The organism is Acinetobacter sp. YH12040 (genome assembly GCF_013420005.1).
Classification (GTDB): Bacteria; Pseudomonadota; Gammaproteobacteria; order Pseudomonadales; family Moraxellaceae; genus Acinetobacter; species Acinetobacter amyesii.
Genome location: NZ_VOZB01000010.1, coordinates 24,693 through 49,899, shown reverse-complemented (window position 1 = coordinate 49,899; position 25,207 = coordinate 24,693). Strand labels below are relative to the sequence as shown.

At 41.3% G+C, this 25,207-nt stretch carries 18 protein-coding genes and 1 other RNA gene; 14 read left to right on the top strand and 5 right to left on the bottom strand.

Going from position 1 to position 25,207, the window contains the following annotated elements:
* Positions 1-119 precede the first annotated feature (119 nt).
* Together FTT99_RS12025 and FTT99_RS12020 are read left to right on the top strand one after the other, a co-directional pair.
* A complete protein-coding gene (locus FTT99_RS12025; RefSeq protein WP_180024013.1) occupies positions 120-806 on the top strand; it encodes a YggS family pyridoxal phosphate-dependent enzyme in 687 nt (228 codons plus the stop codon).
* 193 nt (positions 807-999) lie between these two features.
* Positions 1,000-1,800, top strand: a complete 801-nt coding sequence (locus tag FTT99_RS12020; protein ID WP_078193098.1) for a thioesterase family protein — start codon at positions 1,000-1,002, stop codon at positions 1,798-1,800.
* A gap of 48 nt (positions 1,801-1,848) precedes the next feature.
* On the opposite strand, the gene FTT99_RS12015 is transcribed toward FTT99_RS12020, so the two are convergent.
* Together FTT99_RS12015 and FTT99_RS12010 are read right to left on the bottom strand one after the other, a co-directional pair.
* A complete protein-coding gene (locus FTT99_RS12015) occupies positions 1,849-5,445 on the bottom strand; it encodes an AAA family ATPase (RefSeq protein ID WP_180161549.1) in 3,597 nt (1,198 codons plus the stop codon).
* A 9-nt stretch (positions 5,446-5,454) separates the two neighbouring features.
* Positions 5,455-6,708, bottom strand: coding sequence for an exonuclease SbcCD subunit D (locus FTT99_RS12010; protein WP_180129859.1), 1,254 nt, complete (start codon positions 6,706-6,708; stop codon positions 5,455-5,457).
* Positions 6,709-7,385: 677 nt separating this feature from the next.
* On the opposite strand from FTT99_RS12010, the gene FTT99_RS12005 reads away from it, so the two are divergent.
* The 3 genes from FTT99_RS12005 (at position 7,386) to FTT99_RS11995 (ending at position 10,186) form a co-directional block, all read left to right on the top strand.
* A complete protein-coding gene (locus FTT99_RS12005) occupies positions 7,386-8,330 on the top strand; it encodes a GGDEF domain-containing protein (protein WP_111885262.1) in 945 nt (314 codons plus the stop codon).
* A gap of 400 nt (positions 8,331-8,730) precedes the next feature.
* The gene (locus FTT99_RS12000) at positions 8,731-9,180 is read left to right on the top strand and encodes an ABZJ_00895 family protein (protein WP_180161547.1); all 450 of its coding nucleotides are present in this window, start codon (positions 8,731-8,733) and stop codon (positions 9,178-9,180) included.
* Positions 9,181-9,250: 70 nt separating this feature from the next.
* Positions 9,251-10,186, top strand: coding sequence for a TIGR01777 family oxidoreductase (locus tag FTT99_RS11995; RefSeq protein ID WP_180161545.1), 936 nt, complete (start codon positions 9,251-9,253; stop codon positions 10,184-10,186).
* 21 nt (positions 10,187-10,207) lie between these two features.
* Here FTT99_RS11995 and thiO read toward each other — a convergent pair whose 3' ends face one another.
* Both thiO and hemB read right to left on the bottom strand, forming a co-directional pair.
* On the bottom strand, positions 10,208-11,332 hold the full coding sequence (gene thiO, locus FTT99_RS11990; RefSeq protein ID WP_180161543.1) for a glycine oxidase ThiO: 1,125 nt from the start codon (positions 11,330-11,332) through the stop codon (positions 10,208-10,210).
* A gap of 138 nt (positions 11,333-11,470) precedes the next feature.
* Positions 11,471-12,484 carry a porphobilinogen synthase gene (gene hemB, locus FTT99_RS11985; RefSeq protein WP_180161541.1) on the bottom strand — a complete coding sequence of 338 codons (1,014 nt, stop codon included), beginning with the start codon at positions 12,482-12,484 and terminating at the stop codon, positions 11,471-11,473.
* A gap of 107 nt (positions 12,485-12,591) precedes the next feature.
* On the opposite strand from hemB, the gene FTT99_RS11980 reads away from it, so the two are divergent.
* From FTT99_RS11980 to FTT99_RS11970, 3 genes are all read left to right on the top strand, one after another.
* The gene (locus tag FTT99_RS11980; RefSeq protein WP_180108025.1) at positions 12,592-13,089 is read left to right on the top strand and encodes a thioesterase family protein; all 498 of its coding nucleotides are present in this window, start codon (positions 12,592-12,594) and stop codon (positions 13,087-13,089) included.
* A gap of 262 nt (positions 13,090-13,351) precedes the next feature.
* Positions 13,352-14,503, top strand: coding sequence for an efflux RND transporter periplasmic adaptor subunit (locus FTT99_RS11975; protein ID WP_180161538.1), 1,152 nt, complete (start codon positions 13,352-13,354; stop codon positions 14,501-14,503).
* Between the two features lie 6 nt (positions 14,504-14,509).
* Positions 14,510-16,036 carry a DHA2 family efflux MFS transporter permease subunit gene (locus tag FTT99_RS11970; RefSeq protein WP_180161536.1) on the top strand — a complete coding sequence of 509 codons (1,527 nt, stop codon included), beginning with the start codon at positions 14,510-14,512 and terminating at the stop codon, positions 16,034-16,036.
* A gap of 72 nt (positions 16,037-16,108) precedes the next feature.
* Here FTT99_RS11970 and glpK read toward each other — a convergent pair whose 3' ends face one another.
* On the bottom strand, positions 16,109-17,593 hold the full coding sequence (glpK, locus tag FTT99_RS11965; RefSeq protein WP_180161534.1) for a glycerol kinase GlpK: 1,485 nt from the start codon (positions 17,591-17,593) through the stop codon (positions 16,109-16,111).
* 128 nt (positions 17,594-17,721) lie between these two features.
* Here glpK and ssrA point away from each other — a divergent pair.
* From ssrA to FTT99_RS11935, 6 genes are all read left to right on the top strand, one after another.
* Positions 17,722-18,081, top strand: a transfer-messenger RNA (tmRNA) gene (ssrA, locus tag FTT99_RS11960).
* 183 nt (positions 18,082-18,264) lie between these two features.
* Positions 18,265-19,410: a tyrosine-type recombinase/integrase gene (locus FTT99_RS11955; protein WP_180160289.1), complete on the top strand. Its 1,146-nt coding sequence runs from the start codon at positions 18,265-18,267 to the stop codon at positions 19,408-19,410.
* 405 nt (positions 19,411-19,815) lie between these two features.
* Positions 19,816-22,581, top strand: coding sequence for a hypothetical protein (locus FTT99_RS11950; RefSeq protein ID WP_180160290.1), 2,766 nt, complete (start codon positions 19,816-19,818; stop codon positions 22,579-22,581).
* A gap of 305 nt (positions 22,582-22,886) precedes the next feature.
* Positions 22,887-23,741 carry an inovirus-type Gp2 protein gene (locus FTT99_RS11945; RefSeq protein ID WP_180160291.1) on the top strand — a complete coding sequence of 285 codons (855 nt, stop codon included), beginning with the start codon at positions 22,887-22,889 and terminating at the stop codon, positions 23,739-23,741.
* A gap of 123 nt (positions 23,742-23,864) precedes the next feature.
* Positions 23,865-24,143, top strand: coding sequence for a hypothetical protein (locus FTT99_RS11940; protein WP_180161532.1), 279 nt, complete (start codon positions 23,865-23,867; stop codon positions 24,141-24,143).
* Positions 24,144-24,165: 22 nt separating this feature from the next.
* Positions 24,166-25,200: a DUF932 domain-containing protein gene (locus FTT99_RS11935; protein ID WP_180161530.1), complete on the top strand. Its 1,035-nt coding sequence runs from the start codon at positions 24,166-24,168 to the stop codon at positions 25,198-25,200.
* Positions 25,201-25,207: the final 7 nt, after the last annotated feature.

Sequence of the window (25,207 nt, the reverse complement as noted above, 5' to 3'; positions counted from 1 at the left end):
CCCGAGATAAAAATTAAATCTTAATTATTTTGATAGAATAATAAGGCTTTCCCACAGCTTAACCAACACTTAGTTGCAGGGCAATGCAAAAAAAGATGAATGAAATGAGAACCCCGTCAATGAATAAACTTCAAGAAGCACGAAATCAAGTCTTGCAGCAAATTGAGCAGGCTTGCCAACTTGCGGGTCGACCACAGCAGTCGGTTGAATTGTTGGCTGTATCTAAGACGCATCCTGCTGAAATGCTAAGAGAAATGTATACAACGGGGCAACGCTCATTTGGTGAAAATTATCTGCAAGAAGCGCTTGAAAAAATAGAGGCTTTGGCAGATTTAGAGATTGAATGGCATTTTATAGGTCATGTACAGCGTAATAAAACCAAACATTTGGCTTCAAACTTTGCTTGGGTGCATGGGGTAGACCGTTTGATTATTGCGGAGCGTTTATCAAGCCAGCGAGAAGCGACTCAAGCGCCTTTGAATATTTGCCTACAAGTCAATATTGACGCGCAAGATACGAAGGATGGCTGTCAGCCGAATGAAGTAGCAGATTTGGTCGCACAGATTTCTACGCTACCGAATTTACGCTTACGTGGACTGATGGTGATTCCTGCTCCAAACAATCCGCAAGCGTTTGCTGATGCCAAAGTGCTCTTTGAGCATGTCAAAGCACAGCATGCGAAACCTGAAGATTGGGATACATTAAGTATGGGGATGTCAGGCGATATGACTGATGCGATTGCTGCGGGTTCAACGATGGTTCGCGTGGGGACAGCATTGTTTGGCGCACGTGATTATTCAAAATAGGACAGAAGATTCAGCCTGCTTTCAAAAACTAGGCTTATAAAGTGTAAGCACAGCAGATAAATTTTCACAATAGATGAAACCTATGGGTTCAAAGTGAGCCTTTTAATTTGAACTTTCCATTAAAGTTGAGTACAAAATAATCAGGATGTTTTTGATATTGAAGTAATTCACACTTGGACAAATAGGGAAGTTCATGACGGCATATTATCAGTTGATTCAACGCGACGTAGATGCGCAAGGCTGTGTCACGGCACATTACCATTCGACCAATTTAGCACAAGGTGCATGGAATGCACATGAGCAACACATGGCACCAGCTACAGGCATTATTTGTGCTGAATTAGACCGTTTTTCACCACGTCATGATATGCGTATCGGGCGCATTAGCCTCGATATTTTGGGCTTAATTCCTGCTGGCGAGTTTGAAATAATCACGCAAGTGATTCGTCCGGGAAAAACCATTGAACTGATTGAATCTGAAATGCGGGCTCAGGGCAAAACCTGCATTGTGGCACGCACTTGGCGCATGATGACGCAAAATAGCCAGTCCGTGAAAGGTTTGGAGGATGCTGATGTGACTGGGCCAGAAACTGCGCCGATTTGGGACGGTATCCGTCAGTGGCCGGGGGGATATATTCAGTCGATTGAAGCAAGAAGCCATGGGCGCCGTGCAGGTCAAGGCATTGTGTGGCTGAGAACACAGCATGACATGGTTGAAGGTGAGCCGACTGCTGATTTTGTCCGTTTAATGGGCATGGTTGATACCGCCAATGGTATTGTTCCGCGTCAGGATTGGCCATTTGGCTGGGGCTTTCCAAATCTGGATCTACAAATCCATTTGCACCGTTTACCACAGGGACAGTGGTTAGGTCTGGAAACCGTGCAGCAGTATGGAGCGGATGGTGTTGGTTTGAGTAGTTCTGTATTGCATGATGTCCATGGCCCATTTGGGCGTAGTGAACAGATTTTAACGCTACGTCCACTCGGGACGTAATGATCTAGAGAATCAAAAATTATAAAGCCTGCTTTAAGCAGGCTTTTTTTAAGATACGATTTGGATGGTGCTTGCACCTGCTCCGACAGGATTGACTTGAATTTGCACAGGGATTCGTTCGTGCATTTCTTGAATGTGAGAAATTAGCACGACTTTACGCCCTTGGTTTTGTAGCTGATCCAGAGCATTCATTACCATGTGCAGACTTGAAGCGTCTAGCGTACCAAATCCTTCGTCAATAAATAGGCTTTCAATTTTTGTTGTACCTGATGCCATGCTCGCAATGGCTAAGGATAAAGCGAGCGCGGTTAAGAAAGACTCACCGCCTGAAAGCGAAGAGACCGAGCGGGTTTCACCATCCATATCATGATCGACAATGGCTAGGCTTAATGAGTTTTCAAGGCGCTTTAAGGTATAGCGCTGTGAAAGCATCGCCAATTGCTGATTGGCATATTCAATTAAAATATCGAGGTTATATTGCTGTGCCAAATCACGGAATTTCTTGCCCGTTGCATCGCCCATTAAGCTCGAAATCTTATTCCAACGATGTTCCTCAGATTGGATCTGTTGAATCTGATCGCTAAATTGCTGCTGTTTTGCTACATTGCGTTGATGTACTTCGAGTTTGAGTTTCACTTCATCACGCTGTTCCATCACTTGGGTTATTTGTTCAACCAAACTTTGTAATTGTGAGAGTAGTGCTTCAAATTCGATTTCAGGCTGCAGCATTAAGTGCTGCTGTAGTTGCTCATCCAATGTTTTCTTAGCAGACTGAGCATCGCTATATGCACGTTCAGCCGAGCTAATTTGCTGTTTCAGTTGCAGCTCTTGCTCATGTGTAATTTCACTGAGCTGCTGTAACAAGGCGTCACTAAAATCAATATGCAGCGCTAACCACTGTTGAATACTCAACGCGGCTGCATTTTGTTGAGTTTGCAACTGTAGTTGCTGTGCCTGATATTTTTGCAGTGTTGCTTGTGCCGTATCAAAGGCTTGGCGTCGCTGCTCAAATTGTTGACGTACCGTATTAAACTGAGTCTGCAGCTGTTGTCGGTTTTGCTCAAACTGTAATAACCATTCATGCGGTTTTTCAACAGTTACTTGAGTCATGGTAAAAATAGCTTGGATTGCAAGATCGCTATTTTGTTTACCTTCTTCTAACAGTGTCGAAATGCGTTTTTCAGTTGCAGCAATATTCTCTAGACTGAATTTACTGCGCTGTTTTGCCTGTTCCAGCTGATGTGTTATTTGATTCAGCTGAGCATTTAGTTCATTACGTTGTTTTAAGGTGTTAAGACGTTGCTGTAATTGAATATAAATTTCTTCAGCAGCGGTGCGGGTTGACTGCTGCCATGCGTATTTTTCAGTGTCATCCAATAAAGACAAAATAGGTTGAATATTTTGTTCCGCATGCTGTATTTCTGTCAGCTGCTTTGTCGTGTGCTGAATGTATTGAGTCAAAGTATGGCTGTTTTGCTGCGCCTGTTCATGGGTTTTTAAATCAGCTTCTGTTTGCTGCAAAGATTGCTGTGTTTGTGCAATATGATGCGTTATAGCCGTTTCAAGCAAGCTCAAATCTGAGTGCAAATCGTATGGAATATTCAGTGCATTAAGTGATTGCTCAAGCTGGGTTTGGGCATTGCTCTGTTGCGTGCTGATTGCGGTGAGTTGCTGTGCATTGGCTTCAAAGGCAGTGGACTGCTGTGTGCATTTTTTTTGCAGTTGCTGCCACAGATCAAACGTTATTTTTTCCTGCGCTAGTGCTTGCTGTTCCTGCTGTACTTGCAGTTTCAATAGTTCATGGGAAAGCACATCTTGGTTATATGTATAAGGGTGCTCGGTGCTGCCGCAGACCAAACATGCTTCACCTGCAACCAGATTTGCTCTGAGCTGTTCAATATTTTCTGCATGCAGTAATCGCTGCTGCTGCAGTACAGTTTGCAAATTCTCTCGAGCTGCTTTTTGTGCATGAAATTCAGTTTCAGCCATGCTGCATTGCTGCTGATTCTGTGTGAGATCACTTTGCAGTTGGTGCTGGTCTTGCAATTTTTGCTGATGTTCAACATGAATGGCGTGGTAATGCTGCCAATGACTCTTGGTGATATCTAATTGATTGATGCGATTTAATAAGTCTTCACGCGCTGTACGCAAGCCCGTAATTTTCGAGTTAAGTGCTTGGTCTTGCCCAAATTGCTGAATGAGCTGGTCAAGTTGCTGTTGTTTTTGTGCCACTTGTTGCGTGGCTTGAGCGACATCACCATATTGCTGCTCAAATTGCACATAACTTTGAATAAAACGCTGTAAAGGGCTGAGATGTGCAGACAGTGCTTCATCCAAAATTTGAAAATGTGCTGTTTGCGAGAGTAGGGTATTTTGCTGCGCTATATTTTGTTCTAACTGCTGCTGTACTTGTAACAATTGCTGTTCGGCTTGAAGCAGCGGGGCATGCTGATCTTGCAGTTTTTTGAGTTCATCTTTTACAGCAATTAGCTGATCGCCTAGCACTCGGCGGTCGGCAATTCGCGCACGTACTAAATCAATTTGATCTTGATGATCAACTTCAAATTGGTGCTGCTGTTTTTGCTGTAGATCAAGTTGTTTAAATTGAGTTTTTTCATGATTAAACTTAATTTCAATTGCGCTGAACTGCTGCTGTGCTTGAGCCAATTGAGGCTGCAGCGTTGCTATTTCAGTACTTAAATTCTTGCGTTGAATGATGCTTGGACGGATTGAGGCGAATTTTTCCAGTTGCTGCAATTGCTGCTTCTGCGGCTGCAGTGCATCGAGTTGCTGCTGTTGAACAGCCAAATATTGCTCACGTTGCTGAATATCCGCAATCAGTTTATCTTTGTGTTGAAACCATTGCTGCTGTTTGAGCAATTGCTGCTTTTCACTTTCGAATTTTTGGTAAGACTCTGTATGACTTTGAAAATTCGCCGTGTATAAGGCAAGATCTTCATCCGATAAAATTTCAATATCACCGAGTCGAACTTCCAAAGCCTTACGCTGATTGGCAATTTGCTTGGTTTTTTCAAAGGCCAATTGACCAATTTTCCCGAAAATACTGGAATTGGTTAGATACTCCAATAGCTCGCCACGTTCATTATCACGCGCTTTTAAAAAAGCGGTCACTTCTGACTGAGCCAGTAAAACGGCACGGGTGAACTGTTCAAAACTGAGTTGAGTAATGCGTAAAATTTGGCTCTCAACCGCTTTGGTTTTATCCGCAACAACAGTGCCATCTGTTAAGCATTTCAGTGAGCGCTGTACGCTTTGCAATTTACCGTTTGGGTTTTCACGGGCACGTTTAATTTCCCAACGTGCAGAATAGACTTTTTGGTCTTGAGCAATAAAACTGAGCTCGGCAAAGCCTTGGCCTGTACCACGGCGCAAGACTGTTTGCGGTGAGTTGGTCGGCAGCTCTGAACCATCTACATCGATGAGTTTGCCATCGCTGTCTTTTAAGCGCGGCACACGGTTAAACAGCGCCAAACACATGGTATCTAAAATAGTCGATTTACCAGCACCTGTTTTACCAATAATTGCCACTAAGCCTGCACTTGCTAAGGGTTCAGATTCAAAATCAATAAAATGCTCACCCGCTAAAGATGCCAAGTTTTTAATGCGTATAGATAAAATTTTCATGGCAATTCCTTAAGTGTTCGCATCATCTTCAAGTGATTTTTGTGCTTCATCGACCAAACTTAAAAAATCTTTCATTACGGTGTCATCAGCACCGTAGCCCTGTTTTTCCCAAAGGTTTTGGAATAATTTTTCAGGCGTAGGCGGATCAAGGTTGATTGCGGCTTGCTGCGGATTATTTTGATCTGAATTTAAATAACGGCGGCTGATGCGCACCAAACGATAACGGTTTGGCGCTAGCGCTTCTTCAAATTGCTGTCGTAAATTCGGTGCAGGCGGAGTGTCGGTATGATATTCAATTTCGACATATTCACGCTGATCAATATCTTCAATTTCACCGCTCGGCAAAGCGGATAATTGTGCCAAAACTTCTGGAATTGTGCCTTTGATGCGATGCAATTGCACGCTGCGCGGAATCGCTAAGGACTCTATTTGAAAGCGTGATTCATCGCTTTGAGTCGGGTCAATACTGATATCAAGCACTTGATGCTTATAATTGATTTCACTAAATGACAGGGGAATCGGTGAGCCGCTATAACGGATATGAGTTTGTCCAACTTTTTGCGGTTTATGCAAATGCCCAAGAGCCACATAATCAATTACATCATCAAACAACGCTGTTGATAAAGCTTCTTCATTACCGACCACAATCGGGCGTTCAGAATCAGACGTTTCACCGCCTTGCATGTGGGCATGGGACATTAAAATTAAGGCTTGATCTGGAGTTTTACGTGCATTGGCTTCAGCAATTAATTGTTGATGTACATAGGCAATGGCATTTTGACTATTGGTGGTTTGATCATTGAAACCGGTGATCTCGGCAGCACGTAGAAAAGGTAAAGTCAGGCACCATGCCACTACATTTTTGTGTTCATCATAAATAGGTACCAGCAGTCGGTCTAAATCGAGCTGACCTTCGGTATTTTTATGGACCACGCCTACAGCTTTGGCATGGTATTTTTCTAATAAAGGCTCAACTTGTTCAATACGGTAGCCTGAGTCATGGTTGCCTGCGATCATCAGGGTTTGCATGTGCGGAGCCCGCTCATGTGCATCTGCTAGAAACTGATACAACTGTTTTTGCGCTCTGGAAGCGGGGTTGATCACATCAAAAACATCGCCTGCAATGAGCAGGGCATGTGGCTGTTTTTGTGCTATTTGTTCAAGCAGCCAATTGAGAAACTGTTCATGTTCGTAGTCACGTGAGTGGTTATAGAAAAATTGTCCTAAATGCCAATCAGAAGTATGAAAAAAACGAACAGTCATGCAAGCACCAAAAAATCAAAAAATTGATTGGGCTATAAAGTATCACAGATGGTTATGTTTACGAGGGAGATTAATCATTCATCAGTCCAACTAAGTCGTTATCGACAGTTACAAAGTATCCAATCTAAACTATGCCATAACTGCATTAATGTGCATGTGCATCTATTTGCAGGAGGCAAAAAGTATTATGGGCTGGATTTATGAAATAGCCTTACCAGTATTATCCAAATATCACAAATTTTTCTATAGCAATTTGGCCATCTTGTACCAGAATTTTCTTAGTGATTTGGTTGAAATCTTTAACTTCAAAACTACGAGTAAATGTATTGGTAATGCAATGCATCGGTGGAGTCTGTACAGAGCATTCTAAGAGGTCACCATGAAGTCTGGGGTTACTGATTAGGGAATCCTGTAACTCGTGTAAATGACCAACCAAAAACGGCAGAATAATAGACAACTTAACGCTTGGTATCAGAACTTTGAATTTCAAAATAGTAGGCTGGTTCATTGTTGTTATATTTTCTTTGATGGATTACACGTTTCAAATAGTAGAGATCTGAAACTAGGTTAAAAAATACCAAGAACTAGGAATATAAAATGTTGTTCTAATCCTGTATATAGGTGAATTATTGTACAGCAGGTATATTGCCTGCATTTGGGGTAGCAGGAGATGCAACATGCCAAATAATCCTTTTGATGAAGAAAAACTTGCAAATAATATGGTGTATAAGACTTTATTAGAGTCTACATTAGCCATTCCTTGGTGTATTGATTGGGACAGTAAAACATTTAGTTATATTGGACCGCAAATTGAAAAGTTACTCGGTTGGAAACAAAGTAGTTGGAAAACGGTAGATGATTGGGCATCACGTATGCACGAGGAAGACCGTAATTATGTACTGAATTATTGTGTTTCACAGTCGATGGCTGGTATAGATCATGAAGCAGATTATCGTGCACTTAAAGAAGATGGTTCATATCTTTGGATACGTGATGTTGTGCATGTCGTGCGTAAACCAAATGGTGATGTAGATTGTCTTGTCGGCTTTATGTTTGATATTTCCGAGCGGAAAAAACAAGAGGAACAACTACAAAAATTGCAACGTCAGCTCGAAGAATATTCATATAAAGATGGCTTAACTGGTATTGCAAATCGACGTTTGTTTGATGACTTTTACCAGCGTGAATGGTTAAACGCAATCCGCACGCAAAAGCCGCTGAGTTTAATTTTGATCGATTTAGATTATTTTAAACAATACAATGACTTGAATGGTCATGTGATTGGGGATACATGTCTGCGTCAAATTGCTAAAAGTTTGGAATCTTGTTGTACACGACCTCGTGATTTAGTGGCGCGTTTTGGTGGCGAGGAATTTGCTTGGATTTTACCAGAGACCAATGAAGCCGCAGCAGCAGTGATGGCCGATAGAATTATGGATGCCGTGCGTGCTGCACGATTACCGCATAAAGCCTCTGCAGTGTCGGAACTCGTCACACTCAGCATGGGGGTAAAAACCATTATTCCTTCAGATCTGGATAATCCAATGCAATTTCTGGATCAAGTTGATAAAAACCTCTATGTAGCGAAAAGACAGGGGCGTAATCGCTACTGTGCTGCATAACATAGATTTGCAGTTGTGACTTATTTTAAAGTTGCATAAAATTTTCAGTCAGTCGATATTTTATCGGCTGATTTTTTATGGGTGTAGAATATAAGAATAAAATTCGATGCTAAATGCATGAGGCACAAAATAAAAGACCGACGATTCGAGTGATGATGAAATCGTCGGTCAAAAAATCGATTTCAAATTTAAGTCATGGCTGCTGTTCATACTTAAATTCAAAATGAAACTTATTGCTTTTAAAAAGGTCACCGAAACATTGTGGATGCCGTCCAAATCATCGGTTGCTACAGACCTTGTACCCTATATAACGTAGCAGTTTACAGATTGGTTGACATGAAAATGAAAAAAAATGCATTTTTTTTTATACTAGGTGTCAACTTCTTCTTGGGTTAGGGTCATGGTGTCTTTAACACGTTATTTTTTATTGTTTTTTTTCATTTGTTTAATCATGACCTGTTTTTGCGGTGTGATCGCAGCATTATTGCCACAGGGTGTAGGTGGTATTTTAACGGTCGTCCCCTACCTGATTGCCATGATCGTGGTGTTATTTCGGTTTTTAAATAAAAATCAGAGAGCACCGACACAGGCAGAGCGTAAAAAATTTACCTTAGGTTTTAGCCTGATTTTTTGGTTATATAATTTAGCTTTTGTACTTTTGGGTATCGCAATTTTTTCAAGAAAAGATCCTGAAATTTGGCAAAATTTAATGCTCTATGTTCAACATCCTCAGTTTATGAGTTTAATGGTGATCATGTTGTTACTGATGGCTATCCCTTTGTATTTAATCACCTATTGGTTTTATGGTCCGCAAGCACAGCGGATGGCTGCTCAAAAGTTTGGTGCATAAAGCTTGATCGTTTGGTGATCTTGTTCTATAGATAATAGTATTATTTCATATAGATAGATAAGAACAAATTATGCATCAGCCCACAGTACTGATGACAGGTGGCAGCGGTTTTATTGGCACACATCTCATCAAGGCACTTTTAGCTGCGGATTATAAAGTGATTGGGCTCAGTCGTAAGGCTGGGCGTATTTCTAAATCACCTCATTTAACTTGGGGACAGCAGCTCGATCAAATTCCTCATGACAGAATTGATTATGTGATTAATCTTGCAGGTGAAAGTATCGGCAAAGGTCGCTGGACAGAAACGCGTAAACAGCAATTATTAGAAAGTCGAGTCAAAACCACAGAAGCGCTGTATCAATATTTACGAAAACGTAAAATTTTTCCGAAATGCATTATTTCAGGTTCAGCTGTTGGCTATTATGGTATTGATATTGAAGAACAATGGACAAAAGTGTGCGATGAAAATGCTGCACCACAAGCCATTTTTATGTCAGAGCTATGCCAAAGTTGGGAGCAAGTCACACGCCAATTTCCTGAACAAAATACCATTATCACACGACTAGGTGTGGTCTTGGCTGAAGGTGGCGGGATCTTACCGCAAATGCTGCGACCGATTCAGCTTAATTTGGTCAACAAAATAGGTTCCGGTCGGCAGCCTTTTGTGTGGATACATATACAAGATGTGATCCGAAGTATGCTGTTTTTAATGAAACAAGCAGAGAAAAAATATGGGTTGCTTGAACCTACGCCAATTGATCCTCATATTTTTAATTTAGTTGCGCCGGAAAAAACGACGCAGGCTCAGTTTGCGCAGATTGCAGCACGTCAATTAGCCAAAAAGCCGTGGCTCAATGTGCCTGCAACTGTCTTTAAAATTTTATTGGGTGAGCAATCGCAATTAATTTTAAATGGTCAATTGGTTCAGCCAGTTGCTTTATTACAGCAAGGCTTTGAGTTTAAATTTCCGACGTTAAAAGAAGCCTTGCAGGATTTATTGGCTTAGTTGAATTTGACGGATCGACCATTATTCGACGCTTAACAATGCATCTTGAAACAGGCGACTCGGACTATAGTGGTCTGCATTGAATGAAGGCGTTTCCCCAGTCATCAGTTCAGCCAATAACTGAGCTGAAGCAGGTCCCATGCATAAACCATTTCTAAAATGCCCAAAATTTGCCCATAGATTGTCGAAATTTGGCATCTGCCCAATATACGGAATCCCTTCAGGGGAAGATGGACGCAGGCCAGCCCAAGACTTCACAATCGGAAAGTTGGCAAGCTCTGGCACCATGTCAAAGCACGATTCTTGAATATGCTGCAAGGTTGCATCTGTGGTCTGAGTATCAAAACCACATTGGCGCATACTTGAGCCGCAAACCACATGACCATCTTGGCGTGGAATCAAGTACATGACTTTATTCATGCACATGGTGGGCAACCAGTTCTGCGGGGTTTTAAAAAGAAGCATTTGTCCTTGAACAGGTTGTACTGGAATCTCGATTTCTAAATGTTTGCTCCATTTCGCTGACCAAGCACCTGTTGCCAGTACATATTGATCTGCGAAGTGTTGTTGACCATCAGCAGTCCGAATCGAGACTAATCGCTGTTGCTGTGTATTTAAATCAGTAACAGGGCAATGCTCATGAATGATCACATTGGGATGCTGCTGTAAATAAGCCGTTAATGACTGCAAAAGTCGCGGATTACGGATGTTGGCTAATTGTGAAAAATAAATGCCATGTGCAAAGCGTGCTGAAATGTGAGGATTAATCTGCTCAATTTGCTCGGATTGTAAATATTCCGCCTGTTGCATGGGATCTTGGTGCAAACAGGCATAATCTAAGCCGATTTCAAAATCATCTTCATCAAAAATCAACATGCCAGTTTCATGAATTTCAAAATCAATTCCAGTCATAGGTTTTAATTTTTCATTCCATTTTTGGTAGCTCTGCTTGCCATAACGTGCGAGCGCATTGACTTCATTGGGATATCGCCAAGGATACATCGGGGAGAGGATGCCACCACCAGCCCATGATGCGGCAGAACCTGTGCGTTGTTGGTCGAAAATCGTCACCGTACAACCGCGTTCAACGAGTTCCAATGCGCTGAGTAAACCACTAATACCCGCCCCAATAATGGCAATATTCATGTTCTTTTAACCGATGAATGTATGAGTTTGATCTTAACTTCAGCAACGCCGAAGTTTTTCTTCCAAGACTGTTTTTTAAATTTTACAGATATAAAAAAAGCCTTCCTGAACGTTACCATTTCAGGAAGGCTTTGCAGGTTATTTCATGTCTTTTAACATGAGTGCTGCATCTTCAGCAAAGTAAGTCCAGATCCCATCTGCACCTGCACGGCGGCAGCTCATAAGCGATTCGATAATCACGTTTTCAGACAGCCAACCATTTTGAATGGCACCTGCCAACATGGCGTATTCACCACTCACTTGATAGACAAATGTTGGAACACCGAAATTATCTTTGACTTCGCGGACGATATCTAAATACGGCATACCCGGTTTTACAATCACCATGTCGGCGCCTTCTTGGATATCCAGTGCGATTTCATGTAAAGCTTCTGCACGGTTACCGATATCCATTTGATAGTTATATTTATTGCCACCTTTGAGGTTGCTTGAAGAACCTACCGCATCACGGAATGGCCCATAAAAGCTAGACGCATATTTTGCAGAATAAGCCATGATGTTGGTATAGATATGGCCATTGGCTTCAAGGGCTTGGCGAATTGCACCGATACGACCATCCATCATGTCACTTGGTGCAACCACATCTGTACCCGCTTCGGCATGGCTGAGCGCTTGTTTAATTAAGCATTCAACGGTTTCATCATTCAGTACATAGCCGGTATCATCAATGATACCGTCTTGACCATGTGTGGTGTATGGGTCGAGCGCACCATCAGTGATGAGAACCATTTCTGGTAGTTCTTTTTTTAATAAGCGGATGGTGCTTTGGACTAAGCCATCTTCATGCCAAGCTGCTTCAGCCGTTAAGCTTTTATCTTCCTGTGGTGTAACTGGGAACAAAGCTAATTTTGAAACACCCAATTCGAGTAAACGTTCTGCCTTTCTTAGTAACAAGTCAGCAGATAGACGCTGTACGTTTGGCATGCTTGGAATGTCTTGAGTTTGTTGCTGGCCTGGCAACACAAATACTGGATAAATGAGATGATCAGTCGTCAGTTGAGTTTCACGCACCATGGCACGAAGCTGGTCATTTTTACGAATGCGACGCATGCGGGTAGCAGGAAAAGCTGGACGATTGAACGTATAGGTCATAACAATCTCATTGATCAGTATTAAACTTTGACTATTGTAGACGCATAATGAGGGTTTGGCGCACCCCGTATTATTTTTTTATTCAATGACAGCGATTCGAGTAGGCTATGACAGATGTAAATAAGAGTTGGACCGGTAATATTGACCTAAACTCGAAGAATGAAATCGATACTTTATTAAATAACATTGCTCAAGCATTTAACAGTTCCCCATTTTTTTTACACAATGCCATGAAAATGACGGTGATCGATGGTCAGATCGAAGCACGTGTGGACATGGCCAGTAATCTAATAGGAAATGTCGCATTCCAAATTTTACATGGTGGTGTTGCGGCAACTTTACTCGACAGTATCGGCGGTATTTCAGCGATGGCTGAATTGTATAAAAAGGCCACAGCTGAAGATCTAGCAGAAACGAGTAAAAAGGTATCTCGCTTAGCGACCGTCGATATGCGTGTGGATTATTTGGCGCCAGGACGTGGACAGTATTTCGTTGCACGAGCTGAAACCTTACGTTTAGGTCGTAAGGGCTGCACCATGCGTATGACCATGGTCAATGATGAAGGTAAAGCGATTGCAACAGCGATTGCATCGTATGCTTATTAAGCCATTTTTAAGTTAACACATTCAAAATGATGAAAAAATAAAGTCCAGCATTGGCAGCAGGGCATGATTTTATCCTGTTGCCGACGAAAAAAAGACTGACGAGTTACATTTTCTATTCTCAGGATATGATTTTTTAGCTTTAAAATGCCGGAAAATTGAAGAAGATAGACTTTCTCACGACACCATTATCTGACAGCAAAGTTGACATGCTTTGCAAAGCTCATGATGCCATGACCAAGTCTGCTAGATTTAGGACAAATCTATGACAGATACCGTTAGTAACCTGCCAGAAACCCCATCTACAGAGCAGCCCACCGATCAGGAATTAAAAGCACGCAGAAAAAAAGGCCTTGGTATAGTGGCTGTATTGATCGTGATTGCTTTGGTGATGTATTTGATTTGGTCAATATTTCTAAATCATTCCGTCAGTACCGATAATGCCTATGTCGGTGCAGAAACAGCGTCGATTACCTCGATGGTCACGGGGCAAGTGGCAGAGGTTTTGGTGAGTGATACGCAGCAAGTGAAAAAAGGCGATGTACTTGTTCGTATTGATGCTCGTGATGCTGAAATTGCCTTAGCTCAAGCTCAGGCTGAATTACTTAAAGCAAAACGCCAATACAAACAAACAGCGGCGAATAGTAGCTCTTTAAACTCACAAATCTTTGTCAGTGATGATGCGATTCATAGTGCAAGCGCACAAGTGGCCAAAGCACAAGCCGATCTGAATAAAACACAAGATGAATTACAACGTCGTCAACAATTGGCTGCTTCGGGTGCGATTTCTAAAGAAGAATTAAGCACAGCGCAAAGTGCTGTGAATACCGCTAAAGCCAGTTTTGATGTGGCTCAAGCAGGACTCGCACAAGCCAAATCTAGTCAAAAAGCGGCACAAAGTAATAAAGCGGCGAATGATGCATTAATTCAAGACAGCAATGAAAATTCAACCCCAGATGTTTTAATTGCACAAGCACGTCTACAACAAGCTCAGTTGGACTTAGAACGTACACAAATCAAAGCACCCTTTGATGGTGTAGTGGCACGTCGTAATATTCAAGTTGGGCAACGCATTGCACCGGGAACGTCATTAATGATGGTGGTGCCAGTTTCTCAGTTATATGTCGATGCCAACTTTAAAGAAAGCCAATTGGCAGGGGTGCAAGCGGGTCAAAAAGTTGAACTGACGTCTGATCTATATGGTGACAAAGTTAAATTTAATGGCACAGTGACCGGTTTTTCTGGTGGCACAGGTTCAGCATTTGCCTTGATTCCAGCACAAAATGCCACAGGAAACTGGATTAAAGTGGTTCAGCGTTTACCTGTAAGGATCCGTTTAGATCCAAAAGAGTTGGCAGAACACCCACTACGTGTGGGGCTGTCTATGGAAGCGACGATTGACCTGAAATCGAAGTAATTGCCTATGAATCAGCAAATGCAAATGACTGACCTAAAAGGTGGTCGTCTGATTCTCGCTGCCTTGGTTTTGGCATTGGCGAACTTTATGGTTGTGCTCGACATGACCATTGCCAATGTATCAGTGCCGCATATTACCGGTAGCCTTGCAGTATCGGCATCCCAAGGGACATGGGTCATTACCTCCTATGCTGTGGCAGAAGCGATTTGTGTGCCATTAACCGGTTGGCTCGCTGGGCGCTTTGGTTCTGTACGGGTTTTTGTGATCAGCCTGTTTGGCTTTACGGTATTTTCGATACTGTGTGGTTTGTCGACCAGTTTAGAAATATTGGTGTTTTGCCGAATTGGGCAAGGTTTGTTTGGTGGTCCGATTATGCCACTGAGCCAAACGTTGTTAATGCGCATTTTCCCTCCTGAAAAGCAATCCCAAGCCATGGGGATGTGGGCAATGACCACTGTAGTTGGCCCTATTTTAGGTCCAATTTTGGGTGGTACGATCAGTGATAATTTATCTTGGCATTGGATTTTCTTTATCAATATTCCTGTCGGAATCGGTTGTGCTATCGCAGCGATGCGCTTACTGAAAACGGCTGAAACTCCAACACAGAAATTGAAAATTGACCGCGGTGGTTTACTGCTGTTGGTGTTGTGGATCGGTGCCTTGCAATTGATGTTGGACTTAGGCCATGAGCGAGATTGGTTTAATAATCCATTTATCGTGGTGCTGGCACTGACGGCATTTGTTGGGCTGATCGTTTTCACGATTTGGGAGCTGACTGAGCGGCATCCAGTGGTGAATATACTGCTGTTTAAGTACCGAAGTTTTACCATTTCGGTCTTGGCTTTGGCGTTTGGTTTTGGTGCCTTCTTTGGCAGTATTGTCCTGATTCCGCAGTGGTTACAGATCAACTTGGGCTATACCGCAACGTGGGCCGGTTATCTTACTGCAACTATGGGCGTCGGTAGTTTGACCATGTCGCCAATTGTTGCAAAGCTTGCAACCAAATACGATCAACGTGCTTTGGCGAGTTTTGGTTTAAGTATCTTGGGCGGAGTCACCCTTATGCGCGCCTTTTGGACCACGGATGCAGACTTTATGGCCTTGGCTTTACCGCAAATATTACAAGGTTTTGCCGTGCCATTTTTCTTTATTCCTTTGTCCAATATGGCTTTAGCATCTGTACTGCCACAAGACATGGCATCAGCAGCGGGTTTAATGAACTTCTTACGGACCATGGCAGGGGCTATTGGAGCGTCGATTGCAGTAACCATTTGGGATGATCACACCAAAGTTGCACGCAGTGAAATGGTCAGTAATTTACATGTTACTGAGGTACAAAATACCTTGGTGAATCATGGAATGAGTTCAGAAGCCGCATTGGGTTACATCTCCAGTTTGGTGGATAAAGAAGCCTTAACGCTTTCAGCCAATCATGTGTTTTTAGTACTGGCCGGTGTCTTCATATTCGCTGCACTCATCATTTGGCTCTGCCCACGGCCTAAAGCAGGTGTGGGTGGTGGTCATGCACATTAAATATTATCAAGTATAAAAAAACCGCTCGAATGAGCGGTTTTTTTTATTGCGCACGGTGTAGATTGAAAAAAATTAAAGGTCCGAGCGCGCCCGTTTGAGTGCAGATTGCCACTGGGCCAAATGAAATTCACGTTGATCGGCATTCATTTTTGGTTCAAAAGCACGTTCTAATTGCCATGATTCGGCAATTTCATCAAGATTTGAAAACACACCCGCTTTGAGTCCGGCCATTGCGGCAGCGCCCCATGCTGTTGATTCTAAAAGTTTAGGACGCAGTACAGGCACATTTAAAATATCGGCCTGAAATTGCATCAGCATATCATTGCTACTGGCACCTCCATCGACCCGGAGTTCTTTAAGTGGACTAGACAGGTCTGACTGCATGGCGGTCAATACATCCGACACTTGAAAGGCAATGGCCTCTAAGGCGGCACGAGCTATGTGTGATTTATTGGTACCTCGTGACATTCCACAGAGGAGGGCGCGGGCATCACTATCCCAATGCGGAGCGCCTAGCCCAGTAAAGGCAGGAACCAAAACAACGCCATCGGTATGCTCCACTTGGCACGCGAGTTTTTCAACATCACTGCTTTTTTGAATAATCCCTAAACCGTCTCTTAGCCATTGCACGATAGCGCCAGCCATAAATACACTGCCTTCAAGTGCATAATGGGTTTGACCTTGAGCTTGCCATGCAAGGGTCGAGAGTAATTTATTATGGCTATATTGAACTTCAGTGCCGGTGTTAAAGAGCATGAAACAGCCGGTACCATAGGTATTTTTTGCTGTTCCTGCGTCAAAGCATGACTGTCCAAATAGCGCAGATTGCTGGTCACCTAAGATGCCGGTAATGGGAATGTTTGCGCCAAGTAAACCTGTAGCGGTATCTGCAATATATTCATCTGAACTGATGATTTTAGGAAGGACCGACAGGGGAATATCGAATAATTCTAAGAGTTCTTCATCCCAAGCTTGTTGCTGTAAGTTCATCAGCATGGTTCGTGAGGCATTGCTGGCTTCAATCACATGCTCTGCACCTTGTGTCAGGTTCCACACCAACCAACTGTCAATCGTACCGAAAGCCACATGACCTTGCTCTGCGAGTTCACGTAGACCTTGAGTGTGTTCTAATAACCAAACCAATTTGCCAGCACTAAAATAGGGATCGATACGTAAACCGGTCTTTTTGTGAATGAGGTCATTGAGGTTTTGTTGGGTCAGTCGTCCACACCATTCTATGGCACGGCGGTCTTGCCAGACAATTGCAGGAGCAAGCGGTTGACCTGTGCGTTTATCCCAAACCACAGTGGTTTCACGCTGATTGGTCAGTCCAATGGCTTTAATATCTTTTGCGAGGATACGAGCAGAAGCGAGTGCTTGTTGCACGACGGCAATTTGTGTACTCCAAATTTCTTGAGCATCTTGCTCCACCCAACCCGAATGCGGGGTTTGAATATGGGTTTCCCGTTGAGCTGTAGCTTGAACTTGTCCATGTTCGTTAAAAATGATCGCACGACTTGAAGTCGTTCCTTGATCGAGTGCCAATAAAAAGCTCATATATTTTTCTTTTGCGGTCTTGAAAAATAAAATATTAACGCAATTATGTAATTAAGCGCAGATCAATGTGTAATTGTTTCGAAATTGCATCGCAATTTTTTGAAGTTATGCTATGATGACGCTACTTTGGGGATGTTTCTGGCTTCGACGCTGGTGATGAAACTCATAGATGCATGTCGAGAGCGCATTTTCTCTCGTAAATCAAATTTGCATATTTTAGTCGCAAACGACGAAACTTACGCTCTAGCTGCCTAAGGGCAGCTTGTCCGCATCCCTGAATACTTGTGGTTAGGGGTCCCGACTGAAGCGAACGCACACAAGTCCGTATAAGATCAAGCCTTGGGGTCTTATACTAAATCTTAAAGGATCGCGATTTGTACCCTGTTCGTCGGGTCACAAAGAGCTAAATCAATAGACGATATCTAAGCATGTAGTATTCTCGAGCGTAGTGCTGGCGGACGCGGGTTCAACTCCCGCCATCTCCACCAAAATTCAATTCAGAGATGTTCGACTGAATGTAAAAAAGCCCTTAAATTCAATGTTTAAGGGCTTTTTTATTGGCTGTATTGTCCGATCCTGTCCTAAGCTGTGTGACCCAATTTTTGCCTTCTGCGGGTAATAATTGGGAAAATTTACCCAATAATTTTACTATTGATAAAGGGTAAATACACATGAAACTCACAGATACAGAATGCAGAAAAGCACAGCCACAAGATAAGCGTTACCGTCTGTCAGATGAGAATGGTCTTTCACTTCTTGTGACTCCTGCAGGACAAAAATATTGGAATGTACGTTATACCGTTCATGGTGAACGTAAGTCAGAGTCGCTTGGTCCATATCCTGACATGAGTTTAAAGAAAGCAAGGGAGCTTGCACTTGAACTCAAATACAAACATTCCAAGTCTGTCTTATACGAAGACATTAAGCCGTTTTTTAAAGAAGTGGCTGAGGACTGGTTTGAGAATCAAAGAGAAACTTGGTCATCTAAACATATTAGTAATGTACGAGCTTCTTTAGATGAGCTCTACGGTACGCTTGCCAATAAACGAATCAATCAGATTCAAGCACCAGATATCTTGCAGATCATCAAAAAGATTGAGGCAAGAGGATCTACTGAAGTTGCTAAACGCACGTTATCCCGTTGTGGCATGGTGATGAAGTATGCCATTGCACATGGCTATCGATATGACAATCCTGCAAGTGATTTAGTTTATGCACTTAAGAATAAAAAAGTGAAGAATTTGGCTTCACTACCTGAAAGTGAAATGCCTGAATTTCTTAGACGTATTAAAGCTTATCCTGCCGATGCGCAAACGCATCATGCAATTATTTTGATCATGCTTACAGGCGTTCGAGTCAGTGAATTACTACAGGCAAGTTGGGATGAGTTTGACCTAGAAGAACGTAAATGGGACATCCCCTCTGAGCGTATGAAGAACGGTTTACCCCATCGTGTACCATTAACAGACATGATGATTGATGAGCTCCAAGCACTACGTTTGACACATAACCAAGACTTGCTATTTCCACATCGTTTAAATAACAAAGAGCCTATGCGTAGTGAATCAATTTTGGCAGTGATTAAGCGTTCTGGTTATGCAGGTCGAATGACAACACATGGCTTTAGATCGCTATTCAGTACTGTGTTAAATGAATCAAATTTATTCAATCCTGATGCAATTGAGCGTCAGCTTGCCCATGTGCCACAGAATAGAATTCGTTCTGCGTATAACCGAGCACAGTATTGGGATGAGCGTGTAAAGCTCATGGAGTGGTATGGGGAGCAGGCAAGAAGTTGGATGGATGAAGTGGGTTAATTTTCATTTCATTTTTCCAATTAATTTTATAGACGTGCCTAGCACGTCTTTTTTTATGCTGAAAATTTGAGAGTTTCCTATTGTAAGTGACTATACAACTACTATTTCAACCAAGGTTTAAAGAGTAAAAAAAGCCTATTTAGGCTACTGATGCTGTTTACTAAAAATGGGCATTCAACAACATTGGATGATGTATTGAAGGAATTTAGAGTGAGAGATAGAGTTATAAAAAATAGTATCTAATATTAAATAAATTGGTATTTAATAAATTTTTTTTTAAGGGATAGAAATAAATAGTAAATTTCTTTAAGGCCTTATTTTATTGTATTTTGTGCATTATATTAACAAAATCTAATAATTTAAGATAAATTTAGTACTTAAGTGGCTATAGGTGGGGCAAAAATAATGAATAAGCAATGGATGGGGCAGACTGAGGCTTTCTATAAGGAATGCTTCACTTATTTGAAAGCTAAGTTTTCTAATAAAAGGCCGAAAGCCGTGGGGAGTGAAATTTATACCGAGCGGCCTATTTATAATGAGACCATTGTTGCGTTAGAACAGATTCATAACGTGCTTACAAAAATTGAAAATGGCTCTGCATATACACGTGAAGATTACGAGGATTCTGTAATAAAAAAAGATGTCGATAGAACTAAAGATATCATCGATTTCTTTAAGGTGCTTGGGCTCACTTCATCTGATGAAATGGCTAGTGCATTTGATAATTTTCATAAGTATTACTATTGGGATTCAAAAATTTATCGTTATAAAAAATTTCTGCATAGTTCGGAAGAAATGAAAGATTGGGACCGTACTGAGCTAAAAATGTGGAGTTTGGAAAAATTTGATGCCACAAAGTTTTTTGATTTTCTAGATCGTTATAAAAACTTCGTTGATTCATCTCTAGTCTTAAGTGATGAAGAAGGACAAAAGTCTGACTTGATTAACGAAAGAATTGTAGAACAAAATGCAGATTATGAAAGACTGCTTTCCAGCTACAACAATTTGTTAGATCAAAAAGTAAAATTTGGGGTGAGTGTATTTGATGTTTATTTACCTAGTAGTTTGAATGATCTAAGTGATCCTGATGTACGGTTTTTTTCGTCTAAGTTTGTAGCTGAATTTGCTCGTTATATGGATAGAGAGTTTAGTGGGGATGATGGCGTCTTATTAGTTATTAACCATGCGCATGTGGTGAGCTACAACACATTTGCTTTATCATATTTGGTTATTTATAAGAAAAAAAATTATGATTCCCCAGAAAAACTGGTGGAACATTATTTAAAAAGAACATACACGTTTGCAGGTACACGAAAGGCTGAACATATAAAAGTGATTGATCGAGGGCAAATGATCAAGAAGATCTATCCTTTAGATCATTTCATTGGAGAATTAAAAGGCGAAAAACAAAAAATTGAGTTTCGAGAAAAATTCCTGAGATATTTTTTATCGAGTGTTTTTTTGTTGGATGTTGATAAAGGAACTTTTCTTGAAGAGTATGAAAGTTATTATTCTATTTTCTTTAATCATTTCAGATATTTTAAAGAAAAAATTTATATTGAACCAAAGTCTCAAAAAGTTCACAGATCTTTGTTTCAGCAGCTGGTTGAGAATAAAGTATTCTTGAGCGATCTGTTAGATGATGGAAATACGGATAATTTAGACAAATATTTTTATTTAAGGGATTTGACTCCTCAAGCCATAGAGCGAATAGAAGTAATTGAGTTTTTGTATCGTCAGCAAGCATCGATTCTGGAATGCGATGAGTACTTATTGGAAGATTTGATTCGAATTGAAAAATTTTTAACTCAACTGATGTTTTTAAGACGTGTGAATGCTTTTGAGACAGAAATGATACAGAAAGGCTTTAATGCAAAGCCTTCCTTTTTGAAACTGACAGTTTTATTTCGACAATTCATTTTAATTTTAGAGATGAGTTGTTTCAAAAATGCAAACCACATGCTAGGGAATTATTCTTCTAGTAAGAGTTTTCAATCTAGGAACTTACGCTCGGAAGCGGTGCGGTTCTTAAAAGAAATTAACAATGACTTTCCGCAGCTAGTCAGAATCGATTCCATTCAAACGATTAAAAATAAGCTACATAATTATCAAAACAGCACCCTTCGGGTTGTAGCAAAAGATGAAAAAGTGGCATTTAAGAAAGCTAAAAAGCATCAGGTATCAATAAAAAACTATCTTGAGCAAGTCCTTCAAAAAGGTGTAATTGTTTTGAGGTTTATATTTACGTGTGGAGCGGTAAGGCAATTAGATAAAGCTAAAACATTTAATGCAATGTTCCAAGACTACATTGATAATTTGAAACGCCGCCACACAGCTGGGATACGCTTAGTTGATCATGTCGGAATCTATGTTCCCTATAGTCATGCCCCTTATATCGATGCAACGCTTTTTTTTGAGTACGATGAAAAAAAAGAAATTGAGCCGAATACTCTAAAAAAAGAAGTGGCTGAATATTGGGTTGAGTACGTCTTTAGAAAGAGTGAACAAATTCAAACCTATGTTCAGAAGCAGAAAAAACCCAACAATATGACTAATGCATTTGAATGTTTTAGGGGGGAGCAATTGTCAGCGAGATCGGTAAATGTGTTGCGAATGGAAGGTCCATTAAATGAAGAGTATGTAGAAGTTTTCCCAAATCAAAGAAAAAACAAACAATTATTAATGGAGAGTATCTCTAAATTTTATGCCTATGGTCCTTTAATTTTAGCTGACGATGAAGATCGTAAGTTGTTACCAAGGAAAGATTGTTTAATTGTGGGGCGAAAACGAAAAAGTCAGGAAGCCAAAGATAAAAAAGAGGGGGGCTCTAAGCCTACCGCAGGCGAAGCTGCGGGTCATAAGAGTGATATTCAAATATCAACTTTGTACAATGTTGAAACAAGTGCATTTGAAACTCCAAAATCGAATGAACAATACTGTACGGAAGATGAGTCCGTTGATACTTCTGGTAGTTATGAGAATTCAAGCAATATGCTTGCCTTAGAGCAAGATAAAAAACTTTTGGAGCCGATACCTAGTGTGGCCCCAGAAATTAAAGCAGAACAAGCTGATATATCAAAACCAGATGTAGGGAATAAGTTCATAAGAAAAGCTGTAATCGTGCGATCTAAAGCCAGAGTTAGAGCTATCGCTAAGCCGATAGTTAAATAGACTGAGTACTTTGTGCGTAACTTCCGCTTTAATCTTTTCTATAAAAATAGGATAAATTGTAGAATTTCGACAGTTTGCTATAGAAGCAGCGTTTTTAATTTTATGAGATGTCGAGTGAGTGTGTTTTGAGTTTATTGGGCTAGGATATATATTTAATATTATTTATTAAATACTTAAACATTCTTAATCAACCTTCATCACTCCAAATGATGAAGGTTATTTATTGAGATCCATATTTCAGTCCGTGTGTAAAAAATACTGAGCAGTGATTCCTATGTCTTTCACCAAACATAGGAAATACTTTCGTGAACGAAGCACAAACCTTACTTGATATTGAAAACTTCATGCTTAAGGTATCTAGAAGAAAATACCGCTGGAATGATTTCCAGTCTGACTTTGATGCACTTAAAAGCAAGGCAAGAGCTGTCCATAACTCAGACTGTAAATACAGCCCTTTAGTAGAAGCCTATTTCAATCTGCTCCCTGAAAATATTTCTTGTGAGGATCAGGAGATTTTTGAAAGTAAGAGCGTATTTCAATGCTTTCAGCGTGAGTTGGCTGAAAAGCAGGAAATCTTCTTGGATGGATTCATTGATCAGATTCGAGATAACCAAAGAAGTTTAAAAAAATATTTTAATGAGCTGTTAGATCGACATCGTAAGCTACTCTTGGTAAGAGTTGATCTGTCATACAAGGTTTTGTCACAACCGAGTATATGTAAGTTCAATCGTGATATTGAGAAGTTGGTTAGTCGCATTCAAGATAAGGATACTATTTTTAAGGATCAGGTCGGGTATGTTTATCGTCTAGAGCAGGGTGGAAAAAGCAGAGGGTATCATTGTCATCTGTTGCTGATATATAACGGTTCTTTGCGTAATCGAGATTCTTACTTAGGACAGTGCATTGGTGAATTGTGGAAAGATAAAATTACAGGAGGGTGTGGACAGTTTTATAACTGCAATCAAGCTGAGCATAAAAAGTATTATTGGGGTTTGAATCAGTTAGGTATTGGAATGATTGAAAGGCGTAACTCTAAAGAGGTAGGGAACGCGTTAAAAGCAATAGGTTATTTAGCTGATCCTGATAAAGATGATCAATACTTAAGAGCTCCTTTGAAGGGCATGCGGAAGTTTAGTAAAGGTGGCTCAGGGCGCAGATAACGGGATTCCAAAAAATCATAGATATACATCATTAACATGAACGAAGAATGTTTATTTCCCCCTGACATTCAAATCAGAGGCCTGCCATGCGGTAAGCCTTTTTTCATTTTTGAGGTATATCTTATGAGTTTAACTTGTCCTTACTGCCTATCCGATCAAATCATCCAAGTGGTGAATCAACAAGTGAATGGAACTGAAGCATCGGGTCTTGCAGCATCTGCTTCATTAGCGACCATTGGTGCATCCATTTCAAAGAGCCTACCTTTGCCTGTGTCACCGTTACTTGGTGGACTAGCAGGTGCAGTCATTGGTGGTCTGTTTAGTAGTGTATTTGAAGAGCCCAAAAAGCCGATCACTATGACTTACTACCACTGTAATCATTGTCAGCAGAACTTTCGCTGAGCCAGCATAGGAGATCGAATCAATGGCCCATCAAATTGAACAAATCGCCTATGTAGGTGAAACGCCTTGGCATGGCTTAGGTAATCAGCTGAGTCCCAATCAACCTCTGGAAGTTTGGGCGCAGCAGGCAGGAATGGATTGGCGTATTGAAACATCTGATGTCAGTTATATGGCTCAGAATGAGCGTGGTCAAAGCATTATCATGCCATTTGAAGAACAGCGTGTGCTGTATCGCTCAGATACCCATGCACCGTTATCTGTGGTTAGTCAGCGTTATCAGGAAGTTCAACCAAAAGAGATTTTGGAGTTCTATCGTGATCTAACAGAACAATCAGGCTTCGAGCTTGAAACAGCAGGTGTCTTGAAGGGCGGTAAGAAGTTCTGGGCATTGGCGCGTACAGGTCAAAGTACAGCGTTGAAAGGCAAGGATGTAAGTAATGGCTATATCTTGCTTGCGTCGGCCTGTGATGGAACTTTGGCAACGACAGCGCAATTTACCAGTATCCGTGTTGTGTGCAATAACACGCTTGCAATTGCTCTGAAAGGCGCAACTGCAAGTTCAGGTGTGGTCAAAGTACCGCACAGCACCAAGTTCGATGCAGAGAAAGTGAAACAACAATTGGGTATTTCAGTGCGTTCATGGGATGATCACATGTATGAAATGAAACAGCTTTCACAGCGTAAAGTGAGTCAGCAGGAAGCCAAAGCTTACTTTGATGCAGTATTCAACAATAGCACCATGACTATTGCAGATCCTGAGGAAAACATTATTCAGTTCTACCGTCAGGTTGCAAGTAATGCGCAAACACAGAATAAAACTGAACCGAATGGAAGAGCCATGTCTAAAACTTTAGAAATGTTTAATGGTCAGGGACGTGGCGCAATGCTGTCTTCAGCAAAGGACACGGCTTATGGTTTGCTATGCTCGATCACAGAGTTTGCAGATCATGAAAGACGTGCCATGAGTACAGATCACCGTTTAGATTCAGCGTGGTTCGGTGCAGGTGCAGGTCTGAAACAAAGAGGCTTAGAGCAAGCTTTGGCATTGCTTGCCTGAGATACAT

Excerpts from the sequence above, each read along its gene's own strand:
- hemB (WP_180161541.1), bottom strand. The coding sequence starts at position 12,484 with ATGACCTATACGTTCAATCGTCCAGCTTTTCCTGCTACCCGCATGCGT.
- FTT99_RS12010 (WP_180129859.1), bottom strand. The coding sequence starts at position 6,708 with ATGACTGTTCGTTTTTTTCATACTTCTGATTGGCATTTAGGACAATTT.
- FTT99_RS11950 (WP_180160290.1), top strand. The coding sequence starts at position 19,816 with ATGAATAAGCAATGGATGGGGCAGACTGAGGCTTTCTATAAGGAATGC.
- FTT99_RS12015 (WP_180161549.1), bottom strand. The coding sequence starts at position 5,445 with ATGAAAATTTTATCTATACGCATTAAAAACTTGGCATCTTTAGCGGGT.
- FTT99_RS11980 (WP_180108025.1), top strand. The coding sequence starts at position 12,592 with ATGACAGATGTAAATAAGAGTTGGACCGGTAATATTGACCTAAACTCG.
- FTT99_RS11935 (WP_180161530.1), top strand. The coding sequence starts at position 24,166 with ATGGCCCATCAAATTGAACAAATCGCCTATGTAGGTGAAACGCCTTGG.
- FTT99_RS12005 (WP_111885262.1), top strand. The coding sequence starts at position 7,386 with ATGCCAAATAATCCTTTTGATGAAGAAAAACTTGCAAATAATATGGTG.
- FTT99_RS12000 (WP_180161547.1), top strand. The coding sequence starts at position 8,731 with ATGGTGTCTTTAACACGTTATTTTTTATTGTTTTTTTTCATTTGTTTA.
- thiO (WP_180161543.1), bottom strand. The coding sequence starts at position 11,332 with ATGAATATTGCCATTATTGGGGCGGGTATTAGTGGTTTACTCAGCGCA.
- FTT99_RS11975 (WP_180161538.1), top strand. The coding sequence starts at position 13,352 with ATGACAGATACCGTTAGTAACCTGCCAGAAACCCCATCTACAGAGCAG.
- FTT99_RS11940 (WP_180161532.1), top strand. The coding sequence starts at position 23,865 with ATGAGTTTAACTTGTCCTTACTGCCTATCCGATCAAATCATCCAAGTG.
- FTT99_RS11955 (WP_180160289.1), top strand. The coding sequence starts at position 18,265 with ATGAAACTCACAGATACAGAATGCAGAAAAGCACAGCCACAAGATAAG.
- FTT99_RS12020 (WP_078193098.1), top strand. The coding sequence starts at position 1,000 with ATGACGGCATATTATCAGTTGATTCAACGCGACGTAGATGCGCAAGGC.
- FTT99_RS12025 (WP_180024013.1), top strand. The coding sequence starts at position 120 with ATGAATAAACTTCAAGAAGCACGAAATCAAGTCTTGCAGCAAATTGAG.
- FTT99_RS11995 (WP_180161545.1), top strand. The coding sequence starts at position 9,251 with ATGCATCAGCCCACAGTACTGATGACAGGTGGCAGCGGTTTTATTGGC.
- FTT99_RS11970 (WP_180161536.1), top strand. The coding sequence starts at position 14,510 with ATGAATCAGCAAATGCAAATGACTGACCTAAAAGGTGGTCGTCTGATT.
- glpK (WP_180161534.1), bottom strand. The coding sequence starts at position 17,593 with ATGAGCTTTTTATTGGCACTCGATCAAGGAACGACTTCAAGTCGTGCG.